Source organism: Nocardia noduli, from assembly GCF_019038455.1.
GTDB lineage: Bacteria > Actinomycetota > Actinomycetes > Mycobacteriales > Mycobacteriaceae > Nocardia > Nocardia noduli.
In genome coordinates this window covers 1-25241 of sequence record NZ_JAFMPL010000029.1, presented here as the reverse complement: position 1 = coordinate 25241, position 25241 = coordinate 1, and the positions used below count along the sequence as shown (strand labels likewise).

18 protein-coding genes and 1 pseudogene are annotated in these 25241 nt (G+C 67.8%); 7 read left to right on the top strand and 12 right to left on the bottom strand.

Annotation, left to right across the window (positions count from 1 at the left end; genetic code table 11):
• Window positions 1–43 precede the first annotated feature (43 nt).
• Together JZ792_RS18000 and JZ792_RS17995 are read left to right on the top strand one after the other, a co-directional pair.
• Window positions 44–1297 carry a pyridoxal phosphate-dependent aminotransferase gene (locus tag JZ792_RS18000; protein ID WP_216911622.1) on the top strand — a complete coding sequence of 418 codons (1254 nt, stop codon included), beginning with the start codon at window positions 44–46 and terminating at the stop codon, window positions 1295–1297.
• Window positions 1298–1679: 382 nt separating this feature from the next.
• On the top strand, window positions 1680–2981 hold the full coding sequence (locus tag JZ792_RS17995) for a YibE/F family protein (RefSeq protein WP_216911621.1): 1302 nt from the start codon (window positions 1680–1682) through the stop codon (window positions 2979–2981).
• 33 nt (window positions 2982–3014) lie between these two features.
• On the opposite strand, the gene JZ792_RS17990 is transcribed toward JZ792_RS17995, so the two are convergent.
• Together JZ792_RS17990 and JZ792_RS17985 are read right to left on the bottom strand one after the other, a co-directional pair.
• Window positions 3015–4445 carry a DUF7159 family protein gene (locus tag JZ792_RS17990; protein ID WP_254189983.1) on the bottom strand — a complete coding sequence of 477 codons (1431 nt, stop codon included), beginning with the start codon at window positions 4443–4445 and terminating at the stop codon, window positions 3015–3017.
• A 188-nt stretch (window positions 4446–4633) separates the two neighbouring features.
• On the bottom strand, window positions 4634–5956 hold the full coding sequence (locus JZ792_RS17985) for a UDP-glucose dehydrogenase family protein (RefSeq protein WP_216911620.1): 1323 nt from the start codon (window positions 5954–5956) through the stop codon (window positions 4634–4636).
• Between the two features lie 138 nt (window positions 5957–6094).
• On the opposite strand from JZ792_RS17985, the gene JZ792_RS17980 reads away from it, so the two are divergent.
• The 4 genes from JZ792_RS17980 (at window position 6095) to JZ792_RS17965 (ending at window position 9998) form a co-directional block, all read left to right on the top strand.
• On the top strand, window positions 6095–6628 hold the full coding sequence (locus JZ792_RS17980; RefSeq protein ID WP_216911619.1) for a YdcF family protein: 534 nt from the start codon (window positions 6095–6097) through the stop codon (window positions 6626–6628).
• A 164-nt stretch (window positions 6629–6792) separates the two neighbouring features.
• Entirely contained in the window at window positions 6793–7464 is a 672-nt protein-coding gene (locus JZ792_RS42070) for a PASTA domain-containing protein (RefSeq protein ID WP_254189982.1), read from the top strand.
• 156 nt (window positions 7465–7620) lie between these two features.
• On the top strand, window positions 7621–8850 hold the full coding sequence (locus tag JZ792_RS17970) for an acyl-CoA dehydrogenase family protein (protein ID WP_216911618.1): 1230 nt from the start codon (window positions 7621–7623) through the stop codon (window positions 8848–8850).
• A complete protein-coding gene (locus JZ792_RS17965; protein ID WP_216911617.1) occupies window positions 8850–9998 on the top strand; it encodes an acyl-CoA dehydrogenase family protein in 1149 nt (382 codons plus the stop codon). Before JZ792_RS17970 ends, JZ792_RS17965 begins: the two co-directional genes overlap by 1 nt.
• 313 nt (window positions 9999–10311) lie before the next feature.
• Here JZ792_RS17965 and JZ792_RS17960 read toward each other — a convergent pair whose 3' ends face one another.
• From JZ792_RS17960 to JZ792_RS17945, 4 genes are all read right to left on the bottom strand, one after another.
• On the bottom strand, window positions 10312–10512 hold the full coding sequence (locus JZ792_RS17960) for a hypothetical protein (protein WP_216911616.1): 201 nt from the start codon (window positions 10510–10512) through the stop codon (window positions 10312–10314).
• Window positions 10513–10606: 94 nt separating this feature from the next.
• Entirely contained in the window at window positions 10607–11461 is an 855-nt protein-coding gene (locus tag JZ792_RS17955) for a class I SAM-dependent methyltransferase (protein ID WP_216911615.1), read from the bottom strand.
• Window positions 11462–11754: 293 nt separating this feature from the next.
• A complete protein-coding gene (locus JZ792_RS17950) occupies window positions 11755–12429 on the bottom strand; it encodes an alpha/beta hydrolase (RefSeq protein ID WP_216911614.1) in 675 nt (224 codons plus the stop codon).
• Window positions 12430–12755: 326 nt separating this feature from the next.
• Complete coding sequence (locus tag JZ792_RS17945) at window positions 12756–15974, bottom strand: (Fe-S)-binding protein (protein ID WP_216911613.1); 3219 nt, start codon at window positions 15972–15974, stop codon at window positions 12756–12758.
• Window positions 15975–16372: 398 nt separating this feature from the next.
• Here JZ792_RS17945 and JZ792_RS17940 point away from each other — a divergent pair, with 398 nt between their 5' ends.
• Window positions 16373–17194, top strand: a complete 822-nt coding sequence (locus JZ792_RS17940; protein WP_254189981.1) for a DUF8020 domain-containing protein — start codon at window positions 16373–16375, stop codon at window positions 17192–17194.
• 64 nt (window positions 17195–17258) lie between these two features.
• Here JZ792_RS17940 and JZ792_RS17935 read toward each other — a convergent pair whose 3' ends face one another.
• The 6 genes and pseudogenes from JZ792_RS17935 to JZ792_RS17910 all read right to left on the bottom strand — a co-directional run.
• Window positions 17259–18149 carry an NRDE family protein gene (locus JZ792_RS17935; RefSeq protein WP_216911612.1) on the bottom strand — a complete coding sequence of 297 codons (891 nt, stop codon included), beginning with the start codon at window positions 18147–18149 and terminating at the stop codon, window positions 17259–17261.
• A gap of 142 nt (window positions 18150–18291) precedes the next feature.
• Entirely contained in the window at window positions 18292–19623 is a 1332-nt protein-coding gene (locus JZ792_RS17930) for a S1 family peptidase (protein WP_216911611.1), read from the bottom strand.
• 108 nt (window positions 19624–19731) lie between these two features.
• Entirely contained in the window at window positions 19732–21090 is a 1359-nt protein-coding gene (locus JZ792_RS17925; RefSeq protein ID WP_216911610.1) for a S1 family peptidase, read from the bottom strand.
• Between the two features lie 176 nt (window positions 21091–21266).
• Window positions 21267–22415 carry a hypothetical protein gene (locus JZ792_RS17920; RefSeq protein WP_216911609.1) on the bottom strand — a complete coding sequence of 383 codons (1149 nt, stop codon included), beginning with the start codon at window positions 22413–22415 and terminating at the stop codon, window positions 21267–21269.
• A 40-nt stretch (window positions 22416–22455) separates the two neighbouring features.
• Window positions 22456–25044, bottom strand: a complete 2589-nt coding sequence (locus JZ792_RS17915; RefSeq protein ID WP_216911608.1) for a LuxR C-terminal-related transcriptional regulator — start codon at window positions 25042–25044, stop codon at window positions 22456–22458.
• Window positions 25037–25241: pseudogene (locus JZ792_RS17910) on the bottom strand (hypothetical protein); the annotation flags it as partial. The pseudogene JZ792_RS17910 and the gene JZ792_RS17915, both read right to left, overlap by 8 nt.

Here is a 25241-nt window from a genome sequence, read left to right as displayed (position 1 = left end):
ACCCCCGTGTGCGTGCGAAAACACAGTTGCGGGGGATGGCACCATGGGACGGGTGAGCCCGAGTCATCAACCGCAGCGTCCGCGTGTTCTGGAGCAGTCCACGAAGCTCCAGAACGTCGTCTACGAGATCCGTGGACCGGTACACGCACACGCGGCACGGCTCGAGGCCGAGGGACATCGCATCCTGAAGCTGAATATCGGCAACCCCGCCCCGTTCGGTTTCGACGCCCCCGACGTGATCATGCGCGACATCATCGCCGCGCTCCCGGTCGCCCAGGGGTATTCCGAATCCAAGGGCATCCTGTCGGCGCGGCGCGCGATCGTGACCCGCTACGAACTGGTGCCCGGCTTCCCCGTTCTCGACGTGGACAGCGTCTACCTGGGCAACGGTGTGTCCGAGTTGATCACCATCACCATGCAGGCCCTGCTCGACAACGGTGACGAGGTCCTCATCCCGGCGCCGGACTATCCGCTGTGGACGGCGATGACCAGTCTGGCCGGTGGCACGGCGGTGCACTACCTGTGTGACGAGTCCAGTGGCTGGCAGCCCGATATCGCCGATATCGAATCGAAGATCACCGACAAGACCAAGGCCCTGCTGGTCATCAATCCGAACAATCCCACGGGCGCGGTCTACTCCGCCGAGATCTTGCAGCAGCTCGCCGACGTGGCGCGCAAACATCAGCTGTTGCTGCTCGCCGACGAGATCTACGACAAGATCCTCTACGACGACGCGAAACATATCTCGCTGGCGACCATGGCCCCGGATCTGCTGTGCCTGACCTTCAACGGCCTGTCCAAGGCCTACCGGGTGGCGGGGTACCGGTCGGGATGGCTGGCGATCACCGGTCCGAAGGAGCACGCGGCCGGATTCCTGGAGGGCATCGACCTGCTCGCCTCTTCCCGCTTGTGTCCGAATGTGCCCGCGCAGCACGCGATTCAGGTCGCGCTCGGTGGACATCAGAGCATCGAGGATCTGATCCTGCCCGGTGGCCGTCTGCTCGAGCAGCGCGATGTGGCGTGGGAGCGGCTGAACATGATCCCGGGGGTCTCGTGTGTGAAGCCCAAGGGCGCGCTCTACACGTTCCCCAGGCTGGATCCGAATGTGTATGAGATCTACGACGATTCGAAGCTGATCCTGGATCTGCTGTTGCAGGAGAAGATCCTGATGGTGCAGGGCACCGGGTTCAACTGGCCCGATCACGATCATCTGCGCATCGTCACGTTGCCGTGGGCGCGGGATCTCGCGGTCGCCATCGAGCGTTTCGGCAACTTCCTCGCCAGCTACCGGCAGTAGTCGATAACGCCCTCCAGACAGGTAAATCGCCCTGCTTCCAGGGCTGAAACAGACCTAATGTTGGGATAGTGGCGAGTTTTGAAGATGGACTAGCGCAAAACTTCAGCTTTTGTGTACAGTAGCTCTTGGCACTTAGGTGCCCGGCCAAGTTGTCTACCCCCCCTGGACAACCTGGCCTCGGGTTCGGCCGCCTACCCCCCTGGGCCGCCGGCCTGCGGGCGGCGGAGACATCCCCCTGCTCTCCGCCGCCCCCTCCCGAATCTCCGGTCACCGCACCGATTCGTGCGCTCTCCTCGTCGTAGCGCGATCTTGAAAATGAAATCCTTTAAGCTCGGCACCGGGCGGATGCGCCCAGGGCATACGACGGACAGCTAGGAGCCCGGTGACCGACCATCATCACCACCACCATCACGACAATTCCGAACCGCTCGCGATCGGCGCCACCGCCGCGCGGGTGGTGATCGGTCTGCTGACCGTGATCGGGATCGCCGTCGTCCTCGGCGCGATCGCGTTGTGGCCGAGCGCCCAGCACGTCGACATCCCGCTGCCGATGCAGAGCGCGGGCGGCGGAGCGGTGGAGACCGAAGCGGGCACGGTCGTGGTGCAGGATGTCGGCGCGTGCGGCAGCTCCTCGATCGGCAAGGTGTTCGCCGACAAGCCCGAGCCGCCGCGCAACAACGCCTACACCTGCCAGCGCAGCCTGATCACCATCGACTCCGGTCCGCACGCGGGTAACAAGACGCTGTTCGAAATCGCCCCCGGCCCAGGACAACCCGATCTGCGGGCGGGCGATCACATCCGGCTGGTGCGCCAGACCGATCCCGCAGGAACCCCGCTGTACTCCTTCGAGGACTATTCGCGCGGATTGCCGCTGACCCTGATCGTGGTCGCGTTCATCGTGGTGGTCATCGCGGTGGCCCGCTGGCGCGGTCTGCGCGCGCTGCTCGGACTGGTCTTCGCCTTCGCGGTGCTCGTGGTCTTCCTGCTGCCAGCGCTGTTGGATGGGAAACCGGCGATACCGGTGGCGCTGGTCTCGGGTGCGGTGATTCTCTACGTGGTGCTGTATCTGGCGCACGGGGTGAATCTGCGGACGAGTTCGGCACTGCTCGGGACGCTCACCTCGATGCTGCTCGCGGCTGTACTGTCCTGGCTGGCAATCGAAGTCACGCACCTGACCGGTTTGTCCGAGGAACAGAACACCAACGTCGCGACCTATATCCAGCACGTCAGCATTACCGGCTTGCTGCTGGCGGGGTTCATCATCGGCACCCTCGGCGTCCTCAACGACGTCACCATCACGCAGGCGTCGGCCGCGTTCGAACTGGCCGCCGTCGACAAATCGACCTCGCGGCGTGAGGTTTTCACCGCGGCCATGCGCGTCGGACGCGACCATATCGCCAGTACGGTCTACACCCTCGTGCTCGCCTATGCCGGTGGCGCGCTGCCGTTGCTGCTGCTGTTCAGCGTCGCGGGACGGTCCATCCGCGACGTGCTCACCGGTGACGCCGTCGCCATCGAGATCACCCGATCCGCGGTCGGCGGTATCGCGCTCGCGCTCTCGGTGCCGTTGACCACGGCGATCGCGGTCATGCTCGCGCGACCGTTCGGCGCCAAGCCCGTGCGCAAGGCCCCGCCGCCGCGTCGGCAGCCGCCGTCGCGGCATGCCAAGCACGCCAGGAACTGAGTCGAGTCCCCGGTCCGGCCGGTGCCGGTCGGATCAGGGGACCTTCGGGAACATTTCGGGGGGGATGGTCGGGACCACGATCGGCGGAAGGCCGGGAACCACAAAGGTATTCGGTCCCTGCGTCGGCGGCTCGGGGGCGGCCGAGGTCTGTGCGCGCGTCGGCGCGGCGACGGTCGCCTCGGTCTCGGTGGTCGTGGCGGGCGCGACCGCGATCTGCGGTTCGAGGGTGGTGGTGCGCGGTACGCCCGATGTCGATACCGAGGTGGAACCCTCGCTGCCCTGCGAACCCCGTTCGAGTACCTGGGGGCCGTAGCCGAGGCCGAGTCCGATCGCCGCGACCACCGCGAGCGCGCTGACCGTCAACACCGCGCCGCTGACTTCGCGCTTGCCGCGCATGGGACGCACCGCCGACCAGCCGGAGGGCAGATCGGCGCGGCCGCGCTGGGCTCGCGGCCAGTCCTGCGACTGATTCGCGTTGCCCCAGTCGTCCGCGGCGAGGTCGTCCTCGACGACGTTCTTGCTCTTCTTGCCCTTCTTCGGCGGCGCGGAAAGCCAGGCGGGAGAAAGCGCGTCGGCGTTCATCGCCGTCGTGACTGGCGCTGCCACGTCGACCGGCCGCGCCAACAGGGCCGCGCCGCGCGCGGTGACCGTCTCCGGACTCGCCGGGACGATCACCGGAACACCCATCCAGCGCTCCAGCACCTTGGCGATCAACGGAATCCTGGCGCAACCGCCGATGGCGAGCACGCCGTGGACGGGGCGATCCGAGCGCACGATCACATCGCGCGCCATCCGCGCCGACGATTCGATCGCGAGCATGATCAGCGCTTCGAAGTTCTCCTGCGCCAGCAGAACCAGGCCCTGCTCACTCGGCAGCGCCACGGCGGTATTGCTGGACAGCTGCTCCTTGGCCTCGCGGCACAGCGCGTCGAGCGCGGCGAGACCGGCCTGATCCGGCGGATGCGCGATACGGCCGGAGGCGATCTGCTGTTCGCGGATCAGCGAATCGAGGTAGTCGCCGCTGATATCGCTGGTGCGCTCGGTGTGACGCACCTCACGTGTCTGGGTGTCGACGACGCTCACCGAGAGACCCGAGCTGCCGAGGTCGTAGACGACCAGCGAGGAGATGCCGCGGATATCGCCGGTGGACTGGGCGAATTCGAGCGCGGCGAAGATCTCGGGGATGAGTTCGTAATTGGTGATCTGCTGGTTCGCCATGGCGGCGCGGACCGCTCTGGCCTGCTGCTCGCTACGGTAGGCGACCGCCGTCGCGGTGATGTCGCGCGAGGATTCCAGCGTGACGCCGACGGCTTCGGCAACCAGTTCCTCGGCCCGGTTGTCGACCACCGGCACGGTCTGGAGATCGAAGGCGTGCGGCTCGACGTGCCCATGGGGCAACCCGGTGTGCGGTCGCGCCATACGGATGGCGCCGGCCCCCACCGAAATCCCCAGTACCGAACTCATCAGTTGCCCATCCCGTTTCACGCTTCACGACAAGCGAACCGCCGCCATTCAGGGCGGATGGCCCATATCGGACAATACCCGGTCCGCCGCGCCACCCCCGCCTCGCTGTGCCCGTTCACAATGTATCCGGGGCCCGACTGGGTGGACGTAGACGGTCTCGGAAATGGTCGCTCTCGTCGCCCGCAACTCTACGGCGTACCGAGTCCCGCGTACACCCATCCGGCATCTCGCCAGGTGGCACGATCGAGACAGTTGCGGCCGTCGATGATGGACCGCGCGCGGACAACTCGTCCGAGGTCCTCGGGCCGCAACGCCGTGAACTCGTCCCATTCGGTGAGCACGAGCACCACGTCGGCCCGCTCGCACGCCTCGGCGACCGATGTCGCGTAGTTCAGTGTCGGGAAGACGCGGCGCGAATTCTCCAGTGCCTTGGGGTCGTACACCGTGACGACCGCGCCGTGCAGCTGGATCATGCCCGCCACATTCAGCGCGGGGGAATCGCGGACGTCGTCGGATTCCGGTTTGAAGGCCGCGCCGAGTACCGCGACATTCGCGCCGAGCAGCGATCCACCGCACGCCCTTGTCGCCATGTCGACCACCTTGGTGCGCCGCCGCATATTGATGTTGTCGACCTCGCGCAGGAACGCGACGGCATGGTTCGCGCCGAGTTCGCCGGAGCGGGCCATGAACGCGCGGATGTCCTTGGGCAGGCAGCCACCGCCGAAACCGAGGCCGGCGTTGAGGAAGCGGCGACCGATGCGGGCGTCGTAGCCGAGTGCGTCGGCGAGCATGGTGACATCGGCGCCGGTCGCTTCGCAGACCTCCGACACCGCGTTGATGAAGGAGATCTTGGTCGCCAGAAAGGCATTCGCCGACACCTTGACCAGTTCCGCGGTCGCCAGATCGGTCAGCAGGAACGGCACCTCGGCGGCGATCAGTTCCGCGTAGATCTCGCGCACCAGTTCCTCGACGCGATCCGCGCCCGCGCGCGTCCTGTCCACCCCGAGCACCAGGCGATCCGGGTGCAGCGTGTCCTTGACCGCGAAACCCTCGCGCAGGAATTCCGGATTCCACGCGACTTCGACATCGGTCGACGTCAGCGCGCGCGCCCTGGCACCGAGGGCGGTGGCCGTGCCGACCGGCACGGTGGATTTGCCGACGATCACCGACGGGCGCTCCAGCAGCGGAGCGAGTGTATCCACCACGGCGTGCACGTATTTGAGATCGGCGGCGTATTCGCCCTTCTTCTGCGGGGTGCCGACGCCGAGGAAATGCACATCGGCGTGCGCGGCGGCCTCGGCGTAGGAGGTGGTGAAGCGCAGGCGGCCCGCGTCCAGGTTGCGCCGCAGCACACTCTCCAGGCCCGGTTCGTAGAACGGCACCACGCCGTCGGACAGTTTCGCCACTTTGCCGGGGTCGATATCCACCCCGATGACATCGTGTCCGAGTTCGGCCATGCACGCAGCGTGCGTGGCCCCGAGGTACCCGGTCCCGAAGACTGTGCATCGCATGATTGATTGGTAGGCCCCGTCGATGGCCGCGCCGCGTCAGCGAGGCAAGTGTCAACGCAACAGCAGGTGTACAGGCGGCGACGTGCCCACCGGAATCGCTGTGACCTGCGGTGATGTGTCGTCGCTAGCATCGAGGGCATGCGTGGGCGCAAATACGCGGTGACACTGCTCGGTGGCGTGGCCGCCGTGGTCGTCGCCGCCGGGCTGTGGCCGGTGTACGTCCGTCCCCTCGTCGACCGGCCCGCACCGGCCGACGCCATCCTGGTTCTCGGCGGCGCCCACGACGGCCGCGAACAACTCGGCCTGCGCCTGGCCCGCGACGGCTACGCGCCGCGCGTGCTGTTCTCCGACCCCTACGAATACAGCGCGCGGATGAACCGGATCTGCCACGGCGGCTACAGCTTCGAGGTGATCTGCTTCGATCCGTCACCACGAACCACTCGCGGCGAGGGGCGGGAGCTGGCTCGGCGTGCCGAGGTGGGGAAATGGCGACGCGTCATCGTGGTCACCTTCACCCCGCATATCTCGCGCGCCCGCTACATCCTCGGAAAGTGCTGGTCGGGGGAGATTCTGTTCGTGGACGCCGCACCCGGGTTGTCGGTCGCGCGCTGGGCCTACGACTACGTGTACCAGTCCGCGGGTTACGCGAAGGCATTCGTCGAGGACTGTTAGTCGCTATGTGATTGCCAGCTAACGGAATCAGGCGAGAGCAATTCGTGAAAAAGTCTGGCTTTTCGGCTGATCTCCAGGCAGCATGTCGTTTCGACGCCACTTTTCATCGGGGAACGAGTGCGCGCCAATCATTAGCTCAGTCATAACATGTGGGGAGTTAGTGCATGAGACATCAACAGCGTCCGCGACAGTCGAACTACTACCGTCCGCCGCGCGGTGGGGTGCAGCGCAGTGGGGTGCCTCGGGGCGGTGTGCCTCGGGGTGGTGCGTCCAGGGGCGGCGTGCCGACCCCGCACCGGAAGCAGACGACGACACCCTCGTGGGCGTGGTTCGCCGCGGCGCTGGGCGCGCTGCTCCTCGCGGTCTTCGTGGGGTCGGTGGTGGGTGGTGGAGATGACGCGGAGTCGTCCGCCGCGGCCGTCGACACTCTCGCGCCGGTGAGTTCCTTCGGCGGTGCGCCGATGGAGGTGGTCGAAGCCGGGAATCCGGTGACCCCGGCGACGACGGAGCTACCGGAGCCGCCGGTGACCTCGAGAGCTCCGGCCACGTCGGTGGCCGCCCATCCCGGGACGCGGATGTCGGCGGCCGAGGAGGTGACCGAAGACGTCGCGGTGCCGAATGTCGTGTGCATGAATCTGCGCGACGCGCAGTACGAGATCCAGGCGGTGGGGGCGCGGTACTCGGGCTCGGTCGACGCGACCGGTCAGGGGCGGATGCAGGTTCTCGAACGCAATTGGATCGTGGTTTCCCAGACGCCCGCGCCCGGCGCGATCGCCGGTGAGGAGGATGTGGTCCTGTCCGTGGTTCAGCTCGGCGAACTCAGCGTGTGCGGCTGAGCGGCCCCGGTGTGGCGGTCGACTCCCGGACCGTCGATCACTGAACTGCGGGCATGCGGCTTCAGTTTGATTTCGGTGCGCGCCGGACATAGATTGTGTCATGTTGGCGGGTAGTCAACAATGGTGCGACGCGGCATATCCCCTCCGGGAGGGCAGATGGATTACGACTGGTCAGCGGCTGATCTTGCCTTTCGGGACGAGGTTCGGGCGTTTCTCGACGAGAAGCTGACACCGGAACTGCGCCGCGCCGGTCGGCTGGCGACGAGCGTCTACCCGGATCATGGCGCGAGCATGGAATGGCAGCGACTGCTGCACGAGCGTGGCTGGTCCGCGCCCGCGTGGCCGGTCGAGCACGGCGGCTGCGACTGGAGCCTGACCCAGCACTACATCTTCGGCAGGGAAACAACCCTCGCCGGCGCGCCGACACTGTCGCCCATGGGCATCAAAATGGTGGCCCCGGCCATCATCGCCTTCGGCACGCCGGAACAGAAGAATTACTACCTGCCCCGAATCCTGACCGGCGAGATCTTCTTCTGCCAGGGATATTCCGAGCCCGAGGCCGGTTCCGACCTGGCCGCGCTCACCATGTCCGCGGTCGACGACGGCGACGATCTCGTCTGCACCGGCAGCAAGATCTGGACCACCCACGCCACCGAGGCGAATTGGATCTTCTGCCTGGTACGCACCTCGCGCACGGGTAAGAAACAGCAGGGCATCACCTTCGTGCTCATCGATATGACTTCGCCCGGTATCGAGGTCAGGCCGCTGGTGATGACCTCCGGCGAAGAAGTGCAGAACCAGGTCTTCTTCGACAATGTGCGGGTGCCCAAGAGCAATGTGCTCGGAGAGATCGACCAGGGCTGGACGGTCGCGAAATACCTGCTCGTCCACGAGCGCGGCGGCGCGGTCGCGCCCATGCTCCAGGTGATGGCCCAGGCCCTGGCCACCGCGGCGTCCGAGCAGACCGGCCCCGACGGCAACCCGCTGATCGACGATCCCGCGTTCGCGGCGCGATTGGCCGAGGCCAGGATTCGCACCGAAGTTCTCGAAATCCTCGAATACCGCACCGTTTCCGCGATGGCGGCGGGTAGGGATCCCGGGCCCGCGTCCTCGATGCTGAAGATCATCTCGACCGAATTGAGTCAGCAACTCACCGAACTCGCCCTGATCGCGGCCGGACCGCGCGGACGGGTCTACCAGCCGCACGCCACCGCGCCGGGCGGCCCCGTCACCGAATTCACCCCGCCCGCCGACGGATATCGCAGTGGCCGCGAATGGGAAGCGGTCGCGCCACTGCGTTACTTCAACGATCGCGCGGGTTCGATCTACGCGGGCAGCAACGAAATTCAGCGAAATATCCTCGCCAAGGCAGCATTGGGGCTCTGATGGACTTCACACTCACCAAGGAGCAGGAACTCCTGCGCGACGCGCTCGCGGGATTCCTCGGTGCGCGCTACGACCTGGAAAAAAGCCGCACCGCCGCGAAATCCGGCGAGGGCTGGCAGCCCGCTATCTGGCGTGGTTTCGCCGACGAACTGGGAATTCTCGGCGCGACTTTGCCGGAGCGGGTCGACGGAATGGGCGGCGGCCCCGTCGAATTGATGGTCATCGCCGAGGAACTCGGCCGGGCGCTGGTCGTCGAGCCGTTCGTCGACACCGTCGTCGTCGGCGCGGGACTGCTCGACCGTTCCGGTGGCGAACGCGCCGAAGCAGTGCTGCGCGGGATCGTCGCCGGTGACGCGCGGACCGCCTTCGCCGTCCTCGAACCGACCTCGGGCCAGAGCCTGCACGACATCTCCACCACCGCGCGCCGCGACGGTGATTCGTGGGTGATCGACGGTGCGAAGGTCGTCGTGACCAGCGCGCCGCTGGCCACCCACCTGATCATCGCCGCCCGCACCGGCGGGCAGCGCCGCGACCTCGACGGAATCTCGCTGTTCCTCACCGAATTCGACGCGACGAACCCGCCCGCCGGCATCGAGGCGCACTCCTACCGCACCATCGACGACCGCGTCGGCTCCGACCTCACGTTCACCGACCTGCGCCTGCCCGCCGACGCGCTGCTCGGCGGCGAAGGCGCGGCGTGGGAGGTCATCGACGCGACCGCCGACGAGGCCATCGCCGCGATCGCCGCGGAATCTGTCGGGTGCATGCGCAAGGTACTCGCCGACACCATCGACTACGCCAAACAGCGTCAGCAGTTCGGTGTGCCGATCGGCAGTTTCCAGGTGCTCCAGCACCGGATGGTCGATATGTACATGGAACTCGAACAGTCCATCGCCGCCGTCTATCTCGCGATCCATTCGCTCGGCTCGGCGCAGGCCGAAAGGGCGAAGTCGATCTCGGCCGCGAAGGTCACCGTCGCGCGCGCGGCGCGATTCATCGGCCAGAACGCGGTGCAATTGCACGGCGCGATGGGGATGACCGAGGAATTGGCGATCGGCCACTACTTCAAGCGGCTTACCGCCATCGAGAACGAATTCGGCTCCACCGATTACCATCTCGCCCGGTACGCGGCGTTGACCCGACCCTGATTCGGTCGGTCACCTCGGCGACGAGTCGGTGGTCTTCGTCGGCTCTGCGGCCGCTGCGATCAGCGGGGCGGGTGCGGGCGTGCCGCTGATGCACGCCGCGCCTACACGCACTCGGCGAGGTCTCCGCGAGTGCCGATGCCGGGGAGCGGAATCGGTGGTATGCGCAACACCTCGACCTACTCGCCCGTCCCGGGTCGGACACGGATATCAGGGGTCGCCGCCCGGGATGCTCCAAGCGCAGCCGCGACCACAGAGCCTGCGACCGCCGATTCGCGGCCCGGCATCGGCTGACCCTGCCATGTCGGGACGGGGGCTACTGGACTTTGACGAGTTTGATGGTCGGGGCTCCGTCCGGGCCCGCGATGTAATCGATGTAAACGCGGTCGCCCGCTTTCAGCGGAATATCGCTCTCCACCACGGCATCTCGCGCGATGATCTCTTCGCAGTCCTCGGTGATGAGGACGCCGAAACCCTCGTACTCACCGGCGTACCACTTGTCGACGACCGCCCACATATCCGCTCCCACCCTCTGCCTGCGCGATACGCCCGAACTCTAGACGTCGGTCGGCCGGTCGCGCCGTCATGGACGGTCAGCGTGTCCTGTGCGATCAGGATTCCGGATGGTCGCCTGTAGAGGTGCGGCGGGCGGTGACCAGCCAGGCGCGCGAGTCGAATCGGACACCGTCGTCGGCCAGATGCTCGGAGAGTTCCCTGCGCAGGCGCTGCATCGCGCGCGCGGCGGCGTCGGGGTCCAGCCGCCGCGATATCTCGCTGGTGCAGGTGAATCCGCGGACCCAGTCGAGGGCGGCGTCCACGTCGGGGCCGTAGTGGACCGGTTCGTCGACGTCGGTGAAGGTGATGTCGACGAATCCCGCCGCGTCCAGGATGGGCCGCACGGTCGAGGGATCCGCCAGCGAGAACGGGTCGGGTCCGGTGGACGTGGTGATTATCCGGTCGGGTCCGGCGAGGGACCGGCGGATGGCGACATCCCACTCGTTGCGTTCACCGGACTGCCAGACCAGCATCACCAGGCGTCCGGCCGGGCGCAGTGCCCGGCCGATATTGGCGAACGCGGCGAACGGGTCGTCGAAGAACATCGTGCCGAATCTGCTGATCGCCAGATCGAAGTACCCCTGGCGGAAGCGGTGGACCTGGGCGTCGGCGTGATCGAAGGCGAGGTTTTCCAGGCGCGCGATGCGGGCGAGGTCGCGGGCACGGGCGATGGCGGATGCCGAGATATCGACGCCGAGCGCGCTGCCGGTCCGGGCCGCGCGTGCGGCCTCGCGGGTGGTCTGTCCGGCTCCGCAACCGATGTCGACGACGTGATCGTCGGGCTGGATATCGCAGGCCCGCAGTAGTACTCGGGTGTGGTCGCGCAGTTCGGCGTCGTAGCCGGTGGGCGCGAGTAGGTGTTCGCTCGTGGTTTCGGTGTGACGGATGGAGTCGGGGTCATCTGTGCACATGGCGGTGGCTCCTAGCTACCGGGCTACTTGGTGTCGATCGGCGTATCGGCCGCGAAAGGAATCCGGCGTGGGCGGCGCGCGGAGCACCGAGTGCGGCAACGCTTCGGGCGATACCGGGCATTGTTCTCGCCAGGTGAAGCGGGCCGCGGCTCGTGCAGCGCCAGGTGGATGGGGGCCGACCGATCGAAGAGCTCGGCTGGGCCCGACGCGATCCGTCCGGCGATGCGGGCGCGGTACGTCGGATGACCCGGGTACGTGCACCTTCGGTGATTCCGGGCGCACCACGCCGGTGATCAGCGCTCACCGAGTAGTCCCTGCTCGGAGGCATATGCCTCGAGACGGTCCACGAGTTCGCGCGGACGGCTCAGCGCCGGGGTATGCCCGCCGTCGATTTCGTCGGGGGTGATGCCGAGGCGCTCCACGGCGACGCGGCGAAGGTACCGGCGGGGGAACAGGCGGTCGTCGCGACAGATCAAAATTCTCGTCGGGGTATCGGGCCAGGCCCGCAGCGGTGACGGTTCGCCGAGTCTGGCCTCGGACTGGTCGCGGCCGCGTTTCAGTGCTTCGGCGGCCAGTTTCGGCGGGACGTCCTGGTAGAAGAGGTCGATGGGACGGTCGTAGCTGCCCTTCTCCTCTTCGGCGTAGCGCGTGTGGGCCCAGTAGTCGGCCGGTGCTTCCGAGGGAGCCGGGATCATCGGCGCGACGAGGACGAGCAGTCTCGCGCTCACACGCTCGCAGACGAGCGGGGCGGTGAAGCCGCCGAGCGATTGGGCGACGACGATCGGATCGGTCCGGTCGCCGATCGCCTCGACGACGGTGTCCGCGTATTCGGGCAGGCCCGCCGAATCGTCCTCGCACGGAAGGTCCGGGGCGACGGTGTCGTGACCGCGCGCCCGCAGTTCGGCGACGACCGGATGCCAGTACCAGCCGACATCGCCCGCCCCGTGGATCAACGCGAATGTGGCCACGCGACCTCTCTCCCGTTGTTCGGATCCGATCCGGACCGCCACCGGAACCGGTACGGACATGCCGTGGTTCGCGTTTCGGCGTGGCGTCGATCGACGATATCGACATTCTCGGCGGCGTCGCCCGGTGCGTCCAGGGTGCCGGGCTGTGGTCGTCATCGGTGGGGTTCTCGTGCTGGTCCTGGTATTACGCCCGCCCATCTCCGTTCCGGTCGGTCCGGGGCTCGATGACAAAGGGAGGCACAAGGAATCGGGCCTGCGGGTGGAAACGCCGATCGGCTCGAATTCGCGGTGCGAACCCGAGCCGATCGGCGTGACTACTTACTTACTCAGTTCTTACGGCCCGGCGCCTTGGCTCCGGACTTGAAGCCGAGTCCGCCCGGTTTGGCGGTCGGCGGAGCGACGGGCGGGGTGCCGTTGCTCGAGGTGGGCGTCTCCTCGCCGGGTTCCGTCGCTGCCTCGGCGGTCGCCGGTTCGGCGGGGGCCGCCGGTGCCGTCGCGGATTCGGCCGGAGCCGCTGCCGCCGCGCCCGGCGCCTTGGGACCGGGCCGCTTGAACCCGGACTTCATGGCGAGACCCTTGGCGGCGACCGTCGGCTTGATTTCCTCGGCCTCCGAGACCGACCGGTTCGCGGTCGATTCCGTAGCGGTCGATTCGGGGGCCGGTTCCGGTGCCGTGGTTTCGGCAGGGGCGGCCGGAGCCTTCGCGCCGGGTGCCTTGGCCGCACCCTTCATGCCCAGGCCGCCACCCGGTGCCTTGGCGCCGCCCTTCATGCCCAGGCCCTTGACCGGCGGAGCCGCGGGAGCCTCGGCCGCGGGTGCGGCTTCGGCGGGCGCGGATTCGGCCGCGGGAGCCTTGGCTCCCGGCGCCTTCGCCGCACCCTTCATGCCAAGCCCGCCACCGGGTGCTTTGGCCGCGCCCTTCATGCCGAGTCCCTTGACCGGCGTCGCTGCCGGTGCTTCGGCGGCGGCCTCCGGTGCGGCTTTCGCCCCGGGCGCTTTGGCCGCGCCTTTCATGCCGAGTCCGCCACCCGGCGCCTTCGCGGCGCCCTTCATACCAAGGCCCTTGGCCGGTGTCGGTGCTTCTGCGGGTGCTTCCTCGGCTTTCGCGCCCGGCGCTTTCGCCGCGCCCTTCATGCCGAGTCCGCCGGGCGCCTTGCCGCCACCCTTCATGCCGAGCCCGCCGCCGGGCGCCTTGCCGCCCTTCATCGCGAGACCGTTGGTCGCGGGCGCCGCCTTGGTCGCGACGGGCGCTTCGGTCTGCTCGGCGACGGGTTCGGGCTCCGCCTCCGGTTCGGGCTCGGGTTCGGCCTTGGGCTCCTGGATGACGACCAGGTTCTCGCTGAGCACCGACGCTTCGACGCGATCGATCGAGTCGAGCATCAGCTGCGCGACGTCGACGACCTCGACGCCTTCGCCTTCGCCCTGCTCCTGACGCGCGGTCACGCCGTCGGTGAGCATCACGCGGCAGAACGGGCAGCCGGTGGCGATCTTCTTGGGCGAGGTGGACAGCGCCTCGTCGACGCGATCGATATTGATGCGCTTGCCGAGTTGCTCCTCCATCCACATGCGAGCGCCACCGGCGCCACAGCACATGGAACGTTCGCCGTGGCGCGGCATCTCGATGAGGGTGGAACCGGACGCCGCCATCAGCTCGCGGGGCGCGTTGTAGACCTTGTTGTGACGGCCCAGGTAGCAGGGATCGTGGTAGGTCACGTTCTGCGAGACCGTGGCGACCGGGATCAGCTTCTTCTGCCGCACCAGACGGTTGAGCAACTGGGTGTGGTGCACCACCTCGTAATTGCCGCCGACCTGCGGATATTCGTTGTTGAGCGCGTTGAAGCAGTGCGCGCAGGTGACGACGATCTTCTTCTTGCTCTGTTCGACGCCGTCGAAGACCGAATTCAGCACCTCGATGTTCTGCGCGGCGAGCTGCTGGAACAGGAATTCGTTGCCTGCGCGGCGCGCGGAGTCACCGGTGCAGGTCTCCTCCGCACCGAGCACCATGAATTTGGTGCCCGCGGTGGCGAGGAGTTCGGCGACGGCCTTGGTGGTCTTCTTGGCGCGGTCCTCGTAGGCGCCCGCGCAGCCGACCCAGAACAGATATTCGTATCCGTCGAAGGAATCCGCATCCTTGCCGAAGACCGGGATCTGGAAATCCATCTCGTTGATCCAGTTGAGCCGGTCCTTGGAGTTCTGGCCCCAGGGATTGCCCTTGTTCTCGAGATTCTTGAACAGGCCCGCCAGCTCGGACGGGAATTCCGATTCGATCAGCACTTGGTAGCGGCGCATATCGATGATGTGGTCGACATGTTCGATATCGACCGGGCACTGCTCGACGCACGCGCCACAGGTGGTGCACGACCACAGGACCTCGGGGTCGATGATGCCGCCGATATCCTCGCCGCCGACCAGGGGGCGCTCGGCCTCGGCGCGCGCCGCCTCGGAGATCTCGGCCAGTTTCGCCTCGTCGGGTTTGCCTTCGGCGTCGACCAGGCCGATCTCGTCGCCGCCCGTATCCTTGCACCCGCCTGCCAGCAGGTACGGGGCCTTCGCGTAGCCGTGGTCGCGCAGCGACATGATCAGCAGTTTCGGCGAGAGCGGCTTACCGGTGTTCCACGCGGGGCACTGCGACTGGCAGCGACCGCATTCGGTGCAGGTGGTGAAGTCGAGAACGCCCTTCCAGGAGAAATCCTCGAACTTTCCGGCGCCGAGGGTATCGGTGTCGGCGTCGACGTTCTCCATGTCGAGGGCCTTGCCGTTCGACATCATCGGCTTGACCGCGCCGAGCGCGACACCGCCGTCGGCCTCGCGCTTGAAGTAGATGTTCGGGAACGCGGCGAACCGGTGCCAGGCCACACCCCACGTGAGGTTGCGGCCGACCAGCAGCAGGAACAGGCTGCCCGACATCAGTTTGACGAATGCGAAGACCGAGATCAGTACCGCGCTCTCGGGCAGGATCTTGGCGACCTGCATCGTGAAGAAGTCGGTGGCCGCGTTGGAGTGGTGATAGGTGGCGATCTTGCCCGCCTTCACCAGAATCATGCCGAGGCCCTCGACCAGGACGATCGATTCGATCACATACGCCGGGCCGAATTTGGAACCGCTGAAGCGCGAGAGCCGGTCGGGCACACGCGGGTGGTTCAACTGGCGGATGACGATCAGCGTCACGATGCCGACCACGGTGCCGATGCCGAGGATCTCGTCCAGCAGGTGGTAGGCCGCCCAGTCGCCGAAGATCGGCCAGTGGAATTCGGGATCGAAAGTCTGGCCGTATGCCTCGAAGAAGAGGATGAAGCCCGCGAGGAAGCCGATCATCACGAGCCAGTGCGCCCAGCCGACGGTCCGGAATTTGTTCATCCGGGTGTGGGCGAGGAATTCGATCAGCATCTGCTTGATGCGCGGGAAGAACGGCCGCCAGCGATCGGGAGCGGACTGGCCGACCATGATGGTCCGCGTGATTCCGCGGACGCCGCCGAAGAACGACGCCCAACACAGGAGGCTGAGCGCCGCCCCAATCGTGCCCAGCGTCAGTGTCAGGGCATTCATGTCGCGACCTTTCTCTAGAGGCAACACGAGTGGTCGAGGTCGGCTGTGCCGCCGACTCGGTTGGCTCGTATCGTAACCGCCGGTAAGTTACTCACCAGTAACTATATGCCCCATCGTACGATCGGGATTTGGTTGTTATCCCCGTACGCTGGGGCTTGACCCGGAATTTACCTGTGTGGAACATCACAGGAAGTCATTCGGAAGCCGTGAGTGCGCGGAGGTTTCTCACCGTAAAGTGCGAGGACATGTGTCCAATCGGTAAGGACACGCTTACTCTCATTGGCGGGTAATGGATCTCGCATCTCGGGACCGATTCGACTAGGCTCAGCTCGTTCTGTTTGCTGTGCTCGTATTCACACCGCTCGGGGAGAATCCGGAAGGGCCGACCACCTCTCGGATTGAATGAGCTCTCGCGTGAGAAAACGAGCTGCCACAACTCTGATGATGGATTGGAAAACCGAATGAACCTCCGCAGGACCACCGCGGCGGCCACGCTGGTCATCGGCGCGATGACCGTGGGCATCGGCACCTCGCACGCCGATCCCGCACCGGCGCCCGCCGCTGAAGAAGGCATCAACTACTCCGTCAAGCTGGTGGACAAGGTCGTCGTCGCGACGCTTCGTGGGGGAACCTTCGCGCTGACGCAGAAGGACGGCGCGACGCCGGACGCTCCGAAGGTGAATGTCGTCGACGTCAAGGACGACAAGGGCAACGTCGTCATCAGCCTGCCGATGGAATTCGATGCCGCCGGCACCGAAATCCCGGTGAAGCCCGAGGTCAAGAAGGACGGCACCGTCCTCGAGGTCACCCCGCAGAAGCCCGCGAATCTGCGCCTGGACGCGCCGGTCGCGCCCAAGGCGGTTTCCGCGCAGCCGATCGCCTCGGCCAACGAGAACCAGCGGGCCCAGAACGACTTCGCCAGCAAGTTCGGCATCGGCACCGCCATCGGCGGCTTCGTCGGTACCGCTGTCGGCGCGATCATCGGCTGTGTCGTCACCCTGGTCGCCGGCTGCGTGCCGGGCCTGGTGACCGGCGCGGGCGTCGGCGGCATCCTGGGCACCATCGCCATCGGTGGACCGACCCTGGTCGCCGCGGGCGTCGAGCTCATCAACGTGATGCAGGCCGAGGCCGACACCACCCAGTGGTCGGACAAGAAGCCGGCCGATGCCCCCAAGGTCGCCTCGGGCGAGGCCCCCAAGGTGGCCGACGCCCCGAAGTAGTCTTTCGGACGCAATTCATCGCACCGATCGGCCCGTTCCCGCTGGGAACGGGCCGATCGGCGTTCTAGGACGTCGCCCGCGCCCCGCCTATCGGCACGGTGCCGCGGAAGGCCGCCTCGCCCTGCGGGTTGCCGAGTCTGCCGAACGAGCGCTCGGCCATATCGAACGTCCCGTCCTCGTGTACGAGCAGGACCGTGCTCGCCCGCGTCCCGTGCACCGGGTGGGCGATGAATCCGGCCGAGAGCGCGCGTTCGTCGTCCAGCGGAACCCCGGTGTGCGGCAGCGCTTCGTCGGGCGCTTGAACCGGATCGGCCAGCACCTCGAAATAGTCGTCGAGGGAACCGGGTTCGGATTCGACGACCTTGCGCAGTCCGGCGAGGCCGTTGCGCACCTTCGGCCAGATCGGGCGCGCCGCTTCCGGTTCGGCCGACGGGCCGAGCGCCGCGGAGGTGACGAAGGTGCCGTTGGACAGGCCGTGGAATCCGGGAGTCAGCTCGCGGGGCGGTGCGGCGCTGCGGTTGGAATGCCACCACAGCCGCTCGAGATCGGAAACCACCACGTTGTACCCGTTGTAGTCGTCCGGTGCCGCAGCGACGCCTTCGAGGTACTGCCGTGGGCCGGGGAATGCACCGTGCGCGCCGCGATCGGAGAGTCCGCGCAGGAAATCCATCAGTAGCGCGCCACGGGAGCGGGCGTCGGCGCGCTGGTCGTCCGGATTGCGGACATTGGTGACCGCGGTGAATCGGGCGTGCCGCTCGTTCAGGCCGAGCCAGGTGCCGGGCGGATCCGTGTCGGAGACGCCCTGTGCGCCGATGTCACGGCCTGCGAGTACCCCCGGCACCTCGGTCCAGCGCCGCATCGACTCGGTCGGCCGGGTGTAGTACTCGTCCCGATTGGCCGCGACGATCAGCCGATAGTCCGGGTGCGCGCGCCAACCGATCAACACCAAACACATACGGTCCAGAATGCCGCACCGGGCCGGTCGACGGCACCGGATCGCAGCGCGTTCAGGCTGCGTAAGGGCAGTGGAAACCTGCCGTGGAACAGCGAAAAGGCCGGTAGCGACGCGCGCTACCGGCCTCGATCGTCCGTACCGATTACTCGGTCCGGACCCGCAGTCCCGGATTGTCCGAGAGGACGACGCTGACCGGCTGCGCGAACAGTTGCGGCACATCGCCGGTAAGGGCGCCGATCAGGTTGGGGATCGCGCAGATCGGATAGTCGGCCACCGACGAGGCACTGGAGATGCCGAGCGCCAGCCGACCGGTCACGACCGCGCCGCCGCTGTCACCGGGCAGGGCGCAGATGTTGGCGGAGAAACTCTGGGTGAGTTCCCGGTCGCCGACCAGGACCGTCTGGTCGACGGCGTTGATGACACCGCAGCTGAATCCGGTGCGCGTGCCCGACTTGCAGACCGGCGCGCCGACGACGGGGGTGCCGACGCCCTCGATCAGGATCGGAGCGGCACCGGGAACCCGGACACCGTTATTGGTGAAACGGTCCTTGACCTGGTCGTTGATGCGCACGATCGAGTAGTCCTGCGACCCGAGCACCGACTTCTGGAACACGCCGAGCTGCGCGCCGATCCGCTCGCCGTTCACCAGTTCGTGCACGGCCGCGGCACGGTCGGTTCCCGCGGACGGCAGATCCGGGTTGCAATGGCCCGCGGTGATATTGACGACGTTGCCCGAGCGGTCGGTGCCGTTGAAGCCGAAGGAGCAGCGCAGCGAGCTGCGACCGGCCACCGAGGCGAAGCCGTCGCCGCCGATGAGCGAACCGCGGTCGGCCGCGCTCGCGATCTCGTCCGCGGCGGGAAGCGCCTCACCCGCGATCGGCGGGGCCATCACGATGATCCGGGCGGGATCGATGAAACCGGGCAGCGGCAGTCCGGCCTGATCGACCCTGACCGCGATGCTGTTGTTGACGGTGTCGATCACGGCGCCGCGTACCAGGTTCGAGATCGCCTCGGGCTGGCCGTCGAGCCAACGCTCGAACGCGGTCTTCTCACCGCGCAGAGTGGCCTCGCTCTTGGCGACATTGCGGACCTCGAAACCGGCCGTCTGCGCCGACTTGCGCGCCTCGTCGGCCCCCGGGCCCTGGGCGACGGCGACGACCGCCTTACCCGAGTCGTCCAGCCACGATCCCGCGAAGACCTGGGGGTATTGCCGCTGCGCCGTGGTCGCGAAGGCCGCGATCTGCTGCGCCAGGTCGGCGCGACGCAGGTATTCGTCGGGGGAGATCTTCAGATCGCGGGTGACCGCGGCGACCAATTCGGCGGGCAGCCCCGGCCCCTCGGCGGGTTCCGCGTTCGCCACGGCGGCGGTCGGTCCGAACAGCAGAATCGCGACCGAGGCCGCGATCACTGTCTTCTTGACTCTGGTCCGTCGCACAGCTGATCGGAACTGACCTCTACGTGGCAGCAAGAGCATGCCCAGACTATATGGGTTCGCGACCGGTATCACTACTCATCCCAAGGTGCGGTAATGCCGGACTCGGACTCGATCGGCCCGGGTCCGGCGATGGTCATAGGTTCGGTGTCACTGGTTGGCGGGCTGGGTGCGGACCGAGATGCCGCTCCCGACGCCGCCGCCGGAATTGGCGTCGATATCGGCCAGGATGGCGCGGATCGGAATGCCGAGCGAGGCGGTGCCGCCGTAGGGGGCGAGCTGGGTGTTCGCCTCGGTGCAGTTGGGGGCGTCGGCGGCGTTGGAGCCGCTGGTGATGCCGAGCGCGAGCGTTCCGGTGACGATCGAGCCGCCGCTGTCGCCGCCGAGGGTGCACGCCGAGCTGGCGAATCCGCGCACCGTCTTGCTCTCGCCGTCGGCCGTGTACAGCTGGGTCTCGACCCGGTCCGCCACCACGAAACCGCAGGTGAAGGTGGACGACTGCCCGGATTTGCAGACGGGAGCTCCGGTGACGGGTTCCGCGGTGCCGGTGATGTTGAGCGTCGTGCCGTTGGCGCCGCGCACCGACGGCTGATCCATGCCCGCTTCGACGGCGCGCGAGTTCAGGCGGATCACCGAGTAGTCGAGTCCGGACTGTCCGCCCAGCTCCGCGGTGACGAAGGTGCCCACCTCGGGACTGTTGGTGATGTCCCTGATGTTGGGCAGGTAGACGCTGGCCTGCTGGTTGGCCTTGCTCAGGTTCGGATCGCAGTGCCCCGCACTGATGTTCAGCGCGTTACCGGACGCGTCGACGCTGTTGAAGCCGAAGGAGCAGACATCGACGCCCCGCAGCGAGGTGTCGTGCAGGGAGGTCGGCGCGCTGATGTAGGTGTCGCCGCCCATCGGCCGCCGCTCGACCGGTCCGCCGCCACCGGGCGACAGGATGACCTTCACGTTGGCGATCAGGGTCGGCAGATTCAGCACGTGGCCCGCCGGGGTGTTGGCGATGCTGAGCACGAGCTGGCTGTTGAGGATGTCGATGGCCACCGAGTTGATGGCCTCGGACAGATCGCGTGGCAGTGTCGCGATCCACTGATTCACCTGGGTCAGCGAATGTTCCAGGTTGTTCGCCGACACCGCGGAGATCCGGGTCTGGTAGCCGTCCGCGCTGGCGATCCGCGCGGCGTCGGCCGAGGTGACCGCGACGACCGGTTTGCCGTCGGTGCCGATCCACGCCCCCGCGAAGGTGTCCGGGCGCTGGGAACGGAAATCGCGCGCGTAGCGCCCGAGCTCCTGGGCCTGGGCGGCCCGGTCGAGATATTCCGACGGGGTGAGGTTCAGGTCGCGCGAGATGGCCTGCACGAGTTCGGCGGGCAGGTTTTCGGCGGACAGTTGTTCGGGAGCTTCCGCCGAGGCGGACCCGATGCCGAGCAAGGGTGCGAGGAGAACGGTCGTGGCCACTCCGATCGAGGCAGCCTTGACCGCGGCGCGACGCGCCACCAACTTGCGCATGAAGTCCCTTCGTCGGCACTGATGTGCCAGCTAAATCCATGGGCCAGGGCAGAATCCGTTGGCGCACAGTCATCGTCCAGCATCGCACCGGCGTCCGCGAACATTGCGTCGAACGTTGCGACAACACCGGTCAGCGCACCACTTTAGGGCACAAACCGTTGTCCGGCGTCACTAAATCATCGGATCGGTGGGACTTCCACGGTGAACGTGGGTGGCGTCCAATCGGAGTCCGTCGGCATCCACCCGGGCGGCGTCGGAAACCACGGGCGTGTCGTCGACCGACGGGCGGTCGTCCGACTGGTGGTACTCGGCGCCGTCGTCGTCGGTTCGGCAGTTGTCGTCGCCGGTTCTGGAGGCGGTGGTTCCGGCGCGGTGGTCGTCGATTCGGGTTCGGTGGTGCCGGTGATGACGATCGTCGGCTCGGCGGTCGGCAGCTGCGCGATCGACAGCGGCGGGGGCGGTGCGGCGGGTGTCGACTGGTCTGATTGCGCGTCGCGCACCGGCGGCGGTTCGGGCGCGCTCTCCCCGCGCAACACGACAGCGACTCCGAGACCGCCCAGTGCCAGTCCGAAGAGCGCGGCCACCGCGATGAGCAGGGGGGTGCGTCGTTGATTCGCCGCGGCGGCGGGGGCGACGACCGCGGTGGGGGGCACGGTATCGACCCGCGCGGTATCGCTGAGCACCTCGGTGGGCAGCGGCGCGGCGGCGGGCATGGCCTGGGAGTAGGCCTGCGGAAGTGCCATGGCCGCGGCGACCGCGGGGATCACGTCCGTCTTGACCGTCGCGTTCTCGCTGTTGGCCGGATCGGGCGGCGTCGCGCCCGCGGGGGTGGCCAGCACGGCGGCCAGTGCCGCGCGGGCCGCGTCGTAGGCGAAGGACCTTCCGGGCTGGGCGGTATCGATCGCGGGGAGGTCGGCTTCGCTGACCAGGACCACCGAGCGCAGGCCGAGATAGTCCAGCGCCTCGCGTGAGGACTGCACGAGGGCGGGCGACCATTCACCGGGGTGCGTCGCGTAGAACTCGGCGGGCCCGCTCAGGAATTCGGTGGTCTGGTTGATCAGACAGAACAGCGCGGTGGCGAACAGATCCTCGGCCCGATACGCCTCGCCGTCGTCGACGGACAGCCCGGCCGGATCGCCCACCGCGCCGACGAAACCGGTGATCGAATGCGAACCGGGCGGCGCGTCACCGCCGAGGACGGTGTCACCGTCCTCGGCCATGTGCAGGATCGAGTCGCGGACGAGGAAATCCAGCTGACCGGCGTCGGTGACGATCGCCGCCGTGCACTCGTCCTCGGCGATCCGCAGGCCCACCCCAGTGGCCATCCCAATTCCTCGCTTCGACATCGTCGGGCCCGTGCCGTGATCACACCAGCAGCGAGCCGTGTCCCATGGCGCGAAGCATCGACAATAGCTCCGAACGTGACCCGGCACCGATTCGGCGCCGTATGCGGGCGACGTGATGCTCCACCGTCTTCGCGGAAATGTACAGGCGAGCGCCGATTTCCCGATAGGTCAAACCGAGCAGGACCAGTTCGGCGACCTCCCGCTCCCGCTCGCTGAGGATGGGATTGCCGTCGGTGCTCCGCACGGCGGGATCGGGCGTCGCGCCGCGTCCGCGAGTGGGCTGCGCCGTCGCTGTCGGTGGCGGCGAGAATTCCTGCGGGCGGGATTCGGACCGGATCGCGCGGGCCAGTTTCAGCAGCGCGGTCGCCGTGGCCGAATCGTCGGCGGCCAGCGCGGCCTCGCTGGCGAGACGGGCGGCGTCCCAGGTCAGCCCGGTACCGCGCAGACCGGTGACGGCCTGCTCCACGTGCGCGGCCGAGACTTCGCCGCGCAGGACGAAAACCCAGGTGCGTCCGGCGTTGGCGAGCACGGCGGCGTGCCGATCGCCCGATTCGGCGGCGGATTTGAGCAGGTGGGCGTGCGGCAGCAGGTCGTCGGGGCTCTTGTGCGCGATGGCGGCCTGGACGCCGTACCAGTGGAACGCGTTGGCCCAGGTCGGTGGCTGGTTCAAGGATCGGAGCAGCGACAGCGACGCCTCGACCAGGGGCGTGATCCGGCGTTCGTCGCGCAAGCGGATACCCGCCAGCCAGAGTTCGCCGACCGGCAGCAGCGTCAGCAGGTCCGCGTCGACGTCGTCGAAGAGCGGGTAGGCCGCCTGCCACGCCTTGGTGAGTGCCACGTGGTCGCCGCCGCGCCGGGCCAGACCCACCGCGACGCCGTGGGCGAGCAGGCGGTCACGGATGTCGAGCGCGTCCCAATCCAGTGCGGCGACGGTGGCCGCCGCGCCCTGTTCGTCACCGCCGAGCATCGCCACCCAGGCGGCCAGCACCCGCAGTTGCCCGCTGCGCGCGCCGTTATCCGTCGCGCGCAGCAGCGATTCGCCCGCCCGGCGGGGTTCGCCGGTGCTCAGGCACAGCAGTGTCGCGATCGACACCGGCGTGCACGGCAGGAATCGATCCGAATTCACGTCGATATGCGCGGCCTGGAGCAATGTCGACACCGCGACGGCGGACTCGCCACGGGTCAGGGATGCACCGAGTGCCGTCGCGATCAGCCGGGCCTGGGTGTTCGCCTCGGTCGGCGGCCACTGCGCCGCCGCGCCGGAGAGTTCCGCGGCGTCGCGCACATTGCCCGCCAGCGACAGCACGGTCGCGCCGACGGCCCAGTCGGGACCGATGCGGTGCGCGCCGAGCCAGGTGTAGAGCTGCGCGGCGCGGCCGACGAGACCGCGCCGGGTCAGCACTCCGGCGCAGATCCGCACGGCGTCGGCGAGTTCGGCGCCGGTCACCTCCGAGCGGGCGAGTACCGGTTCGGCCAAGCGCATCGCGGTCTCACCGTCACCGGTGCGGGCCGCCGCCTCGGCCCAGCGCAGTGCGATCCGGTCCTGATCGGCGCCCGCGGCCGCGGCGGCGCTGTAGAAGCGGACGGCGGCGGGCCCCGCGTGTTCGGCGGCGGCGCAGAGGAAGTCGGCGAGTCGGTCGTCACGGACGCCGGATTCGGCCAGTGCCAGCGCCGTCTGGTCGCGCAGCAGTCCCGCGTCCAGTCTGGCGGCGAGAAGTCTGCGCTGGACGGCGAGATAGCGACGATCGCCGAGGATGGTGCGCAGCGCGGGAACAGCGGGGGCGAGCAGCAGATCGGCGTCGGTGACCAGGGCGGTCGCCCGTGCCCGATCGATGAGACGTTGGGCCGCCGGCGGATCGACGCCGAGTACTTCGGTGAGTTCGGTCGAATCGAGTCCGGTGCCGGTGGTGGCGACGGCGAGCGTCTCGAGCAGATCCGGTTCCAGATTGTCCAGAAGTGAACGCGCCCAGTGCGAGACGGCCTCGTCGACCGCGCGCACTCCCGCGTCCAGGCGGGCGGAACAGGCCGCCGTGAGCGCCGCGACGACGCCACCGCGGATACCGCCGGTCTGCTGGTGGATGTGCTGAGCCACGGCGCGCGGCACCGCCATCCCCAACTCCCTGGCGAACGGGGTGATATCCGAAACCCCGAGCGGGCGCAGGTCCACGACGCGGCCACGGCGCGCGACCGCGTCGGCCAGTGCGCGCAGGCGAGTGTCGTGCGGGCGCGGCTGGGTCGCGACGACGACCGTGTACTTGCCGGATTCGATACTCGCGCAGAGCGATTCGAGATCGGTCGGACTCAGGGTGTGGGCGTCGTCGATGATCAGCGCCGGGCGCGGGCCCGATCCGCTGTGCCGACGCGCTCCGCTGCCGTCGGCGTCGATCGCGATGTTCTCGGGCATCGGCGCGTAGAGGTTCTCGCGGATGGTCTCGCGCAGCGGCACGCCCCTGGCTCGCAAACGGGTGCGGACCGCGGCGAGCAGGGTCGATTTACCGGTGCCGGAACGGCCTCGGATCAGCACCGTGGAGGTTTCGGGGTCCGTCGAATCCAGTTCGCGGAAGATCTCTCTGACATAGGGCATGGTGTCGAACGCGATGTCAGCCACCGTTGCCTCCGAGGATCTCGCCCGGTGCGTCCAGGATGGTGCCTACCGCGCCGCCCACCCCTTCGCCGACGCCGTCGATGGTGTTCTCCAGCACGCCCGTCGGCAGGCTCGGCACCTGCGGTTTGGGCACCGTGGGGGCGGGCAGGGGAATCTGCGTGGGTTGAGGCTGCGGCTGGGGCGCGGGCTGCGGCTGGGGT

Excerpts from the sequence above, each read along its gene's own strand:
- JZ792_RS18000 (WP_216911622.1), top strand. The coding sequence starts at position 44 with ATGGGACGGGTGAGCCCGAGTCATCAACCGCAGCGTCCGCGTGTTCTG.
- JZ792_RS17990 (WP_254189983.1), bottom strand. The coding sequence starts at position 4,445 with ATGAGTTCGGTACTGGGGATTTCGGTGGGGGCCGGCGCCATCCGTATG.
- JZ792_RS17985 (WP_216911620.1), bottom strand. The coding sequence starts at position 5,956 with ATGCGATGCACAGTCTTCGGGACCGGGTACCTCGGGGCCACGCACGCT.
- JZ792_RS17980 (WP_216911619.1), top strand. The coding sequence starts at position 6,095 with ATGCGTGGGCGCAAATACGCGGTGACACTGCTCGGTGGCGTGGCCGCC.
- JZ792_RS42070 (WP_254189982.1), top strand. The coding sequence starts at position 6,793 with ATGAGACATCAACAGCGTCCGCGACAGTCGAACTACTACCGTCCGCCG.
- JZ792_RS17970 (WP_216911618.1), top strand. The coding sequence starts at position 7,621 with ATGGATTACGACTGGTCAGCGGCTGATCTTGCCTTTCGGGACGAGGTT.
- JZ792_RS17965 (WP_216911617.1), top strand. The coding sequence starts at position 8,850 with ATGGACTTCACACTCACCAAGGAGCAGGAACTCCTGCGCGACGCGCTC.
- JZ792_RS17960 (WP_216911616.1), bottom strand. The coding sequence starts at position 10,512 with ATGTGGGCGGTCGTCGACAAGTGGTACGCCGGTGAGTACGAGGGTTTC.
- JZ792_RS17955 (WP_216911615.1), bottom strand. The coding sequence starts at position 11,461 with ATGTGCACAGATGACCCCGACTCCATCCGTCACACCGAAACCACGAGC.
- JZ792_RS17945 (WP_216911613.1), bottom strand. The coding sequence starts at position 15,974 with ATGAATGCCCTGACACTGACGCTGGGCACGATTGGGGCGGCGCTCAGC.
- JZ792_RS17935 (WP_216911612.1), bottom strand. The coding sequence starts at position 18,149 with ATGTGTTTGGTGTTGATCGGTTGGCGCGCGCACCCGGACTATCGGCTG.
- JZ792_RS17930 (WP_216911611.1), bottom strand. The coding sequence starts at position 19,623 with ATGCTCTTGCTGCCACGTAGAGGTCAGTTCCGATCAGCTGTGCGACGG.
- JZ792_RS17925 (WP_216911610.1), bottom strand. The coding sequence starts at position 21,090 with ATGCGCAAGTTGGTGGCGCGTCGCGCCGCGGTCAAGGCTGCCTCGATC.
- JZ792_RS17920 (WP_216911609.1), bottom strand. The coding sequence starts at position 22,415 with ATGGCCACTGGGGTGGGCCTGCGGATCGCCGAGGACGAGTGCACGGCG.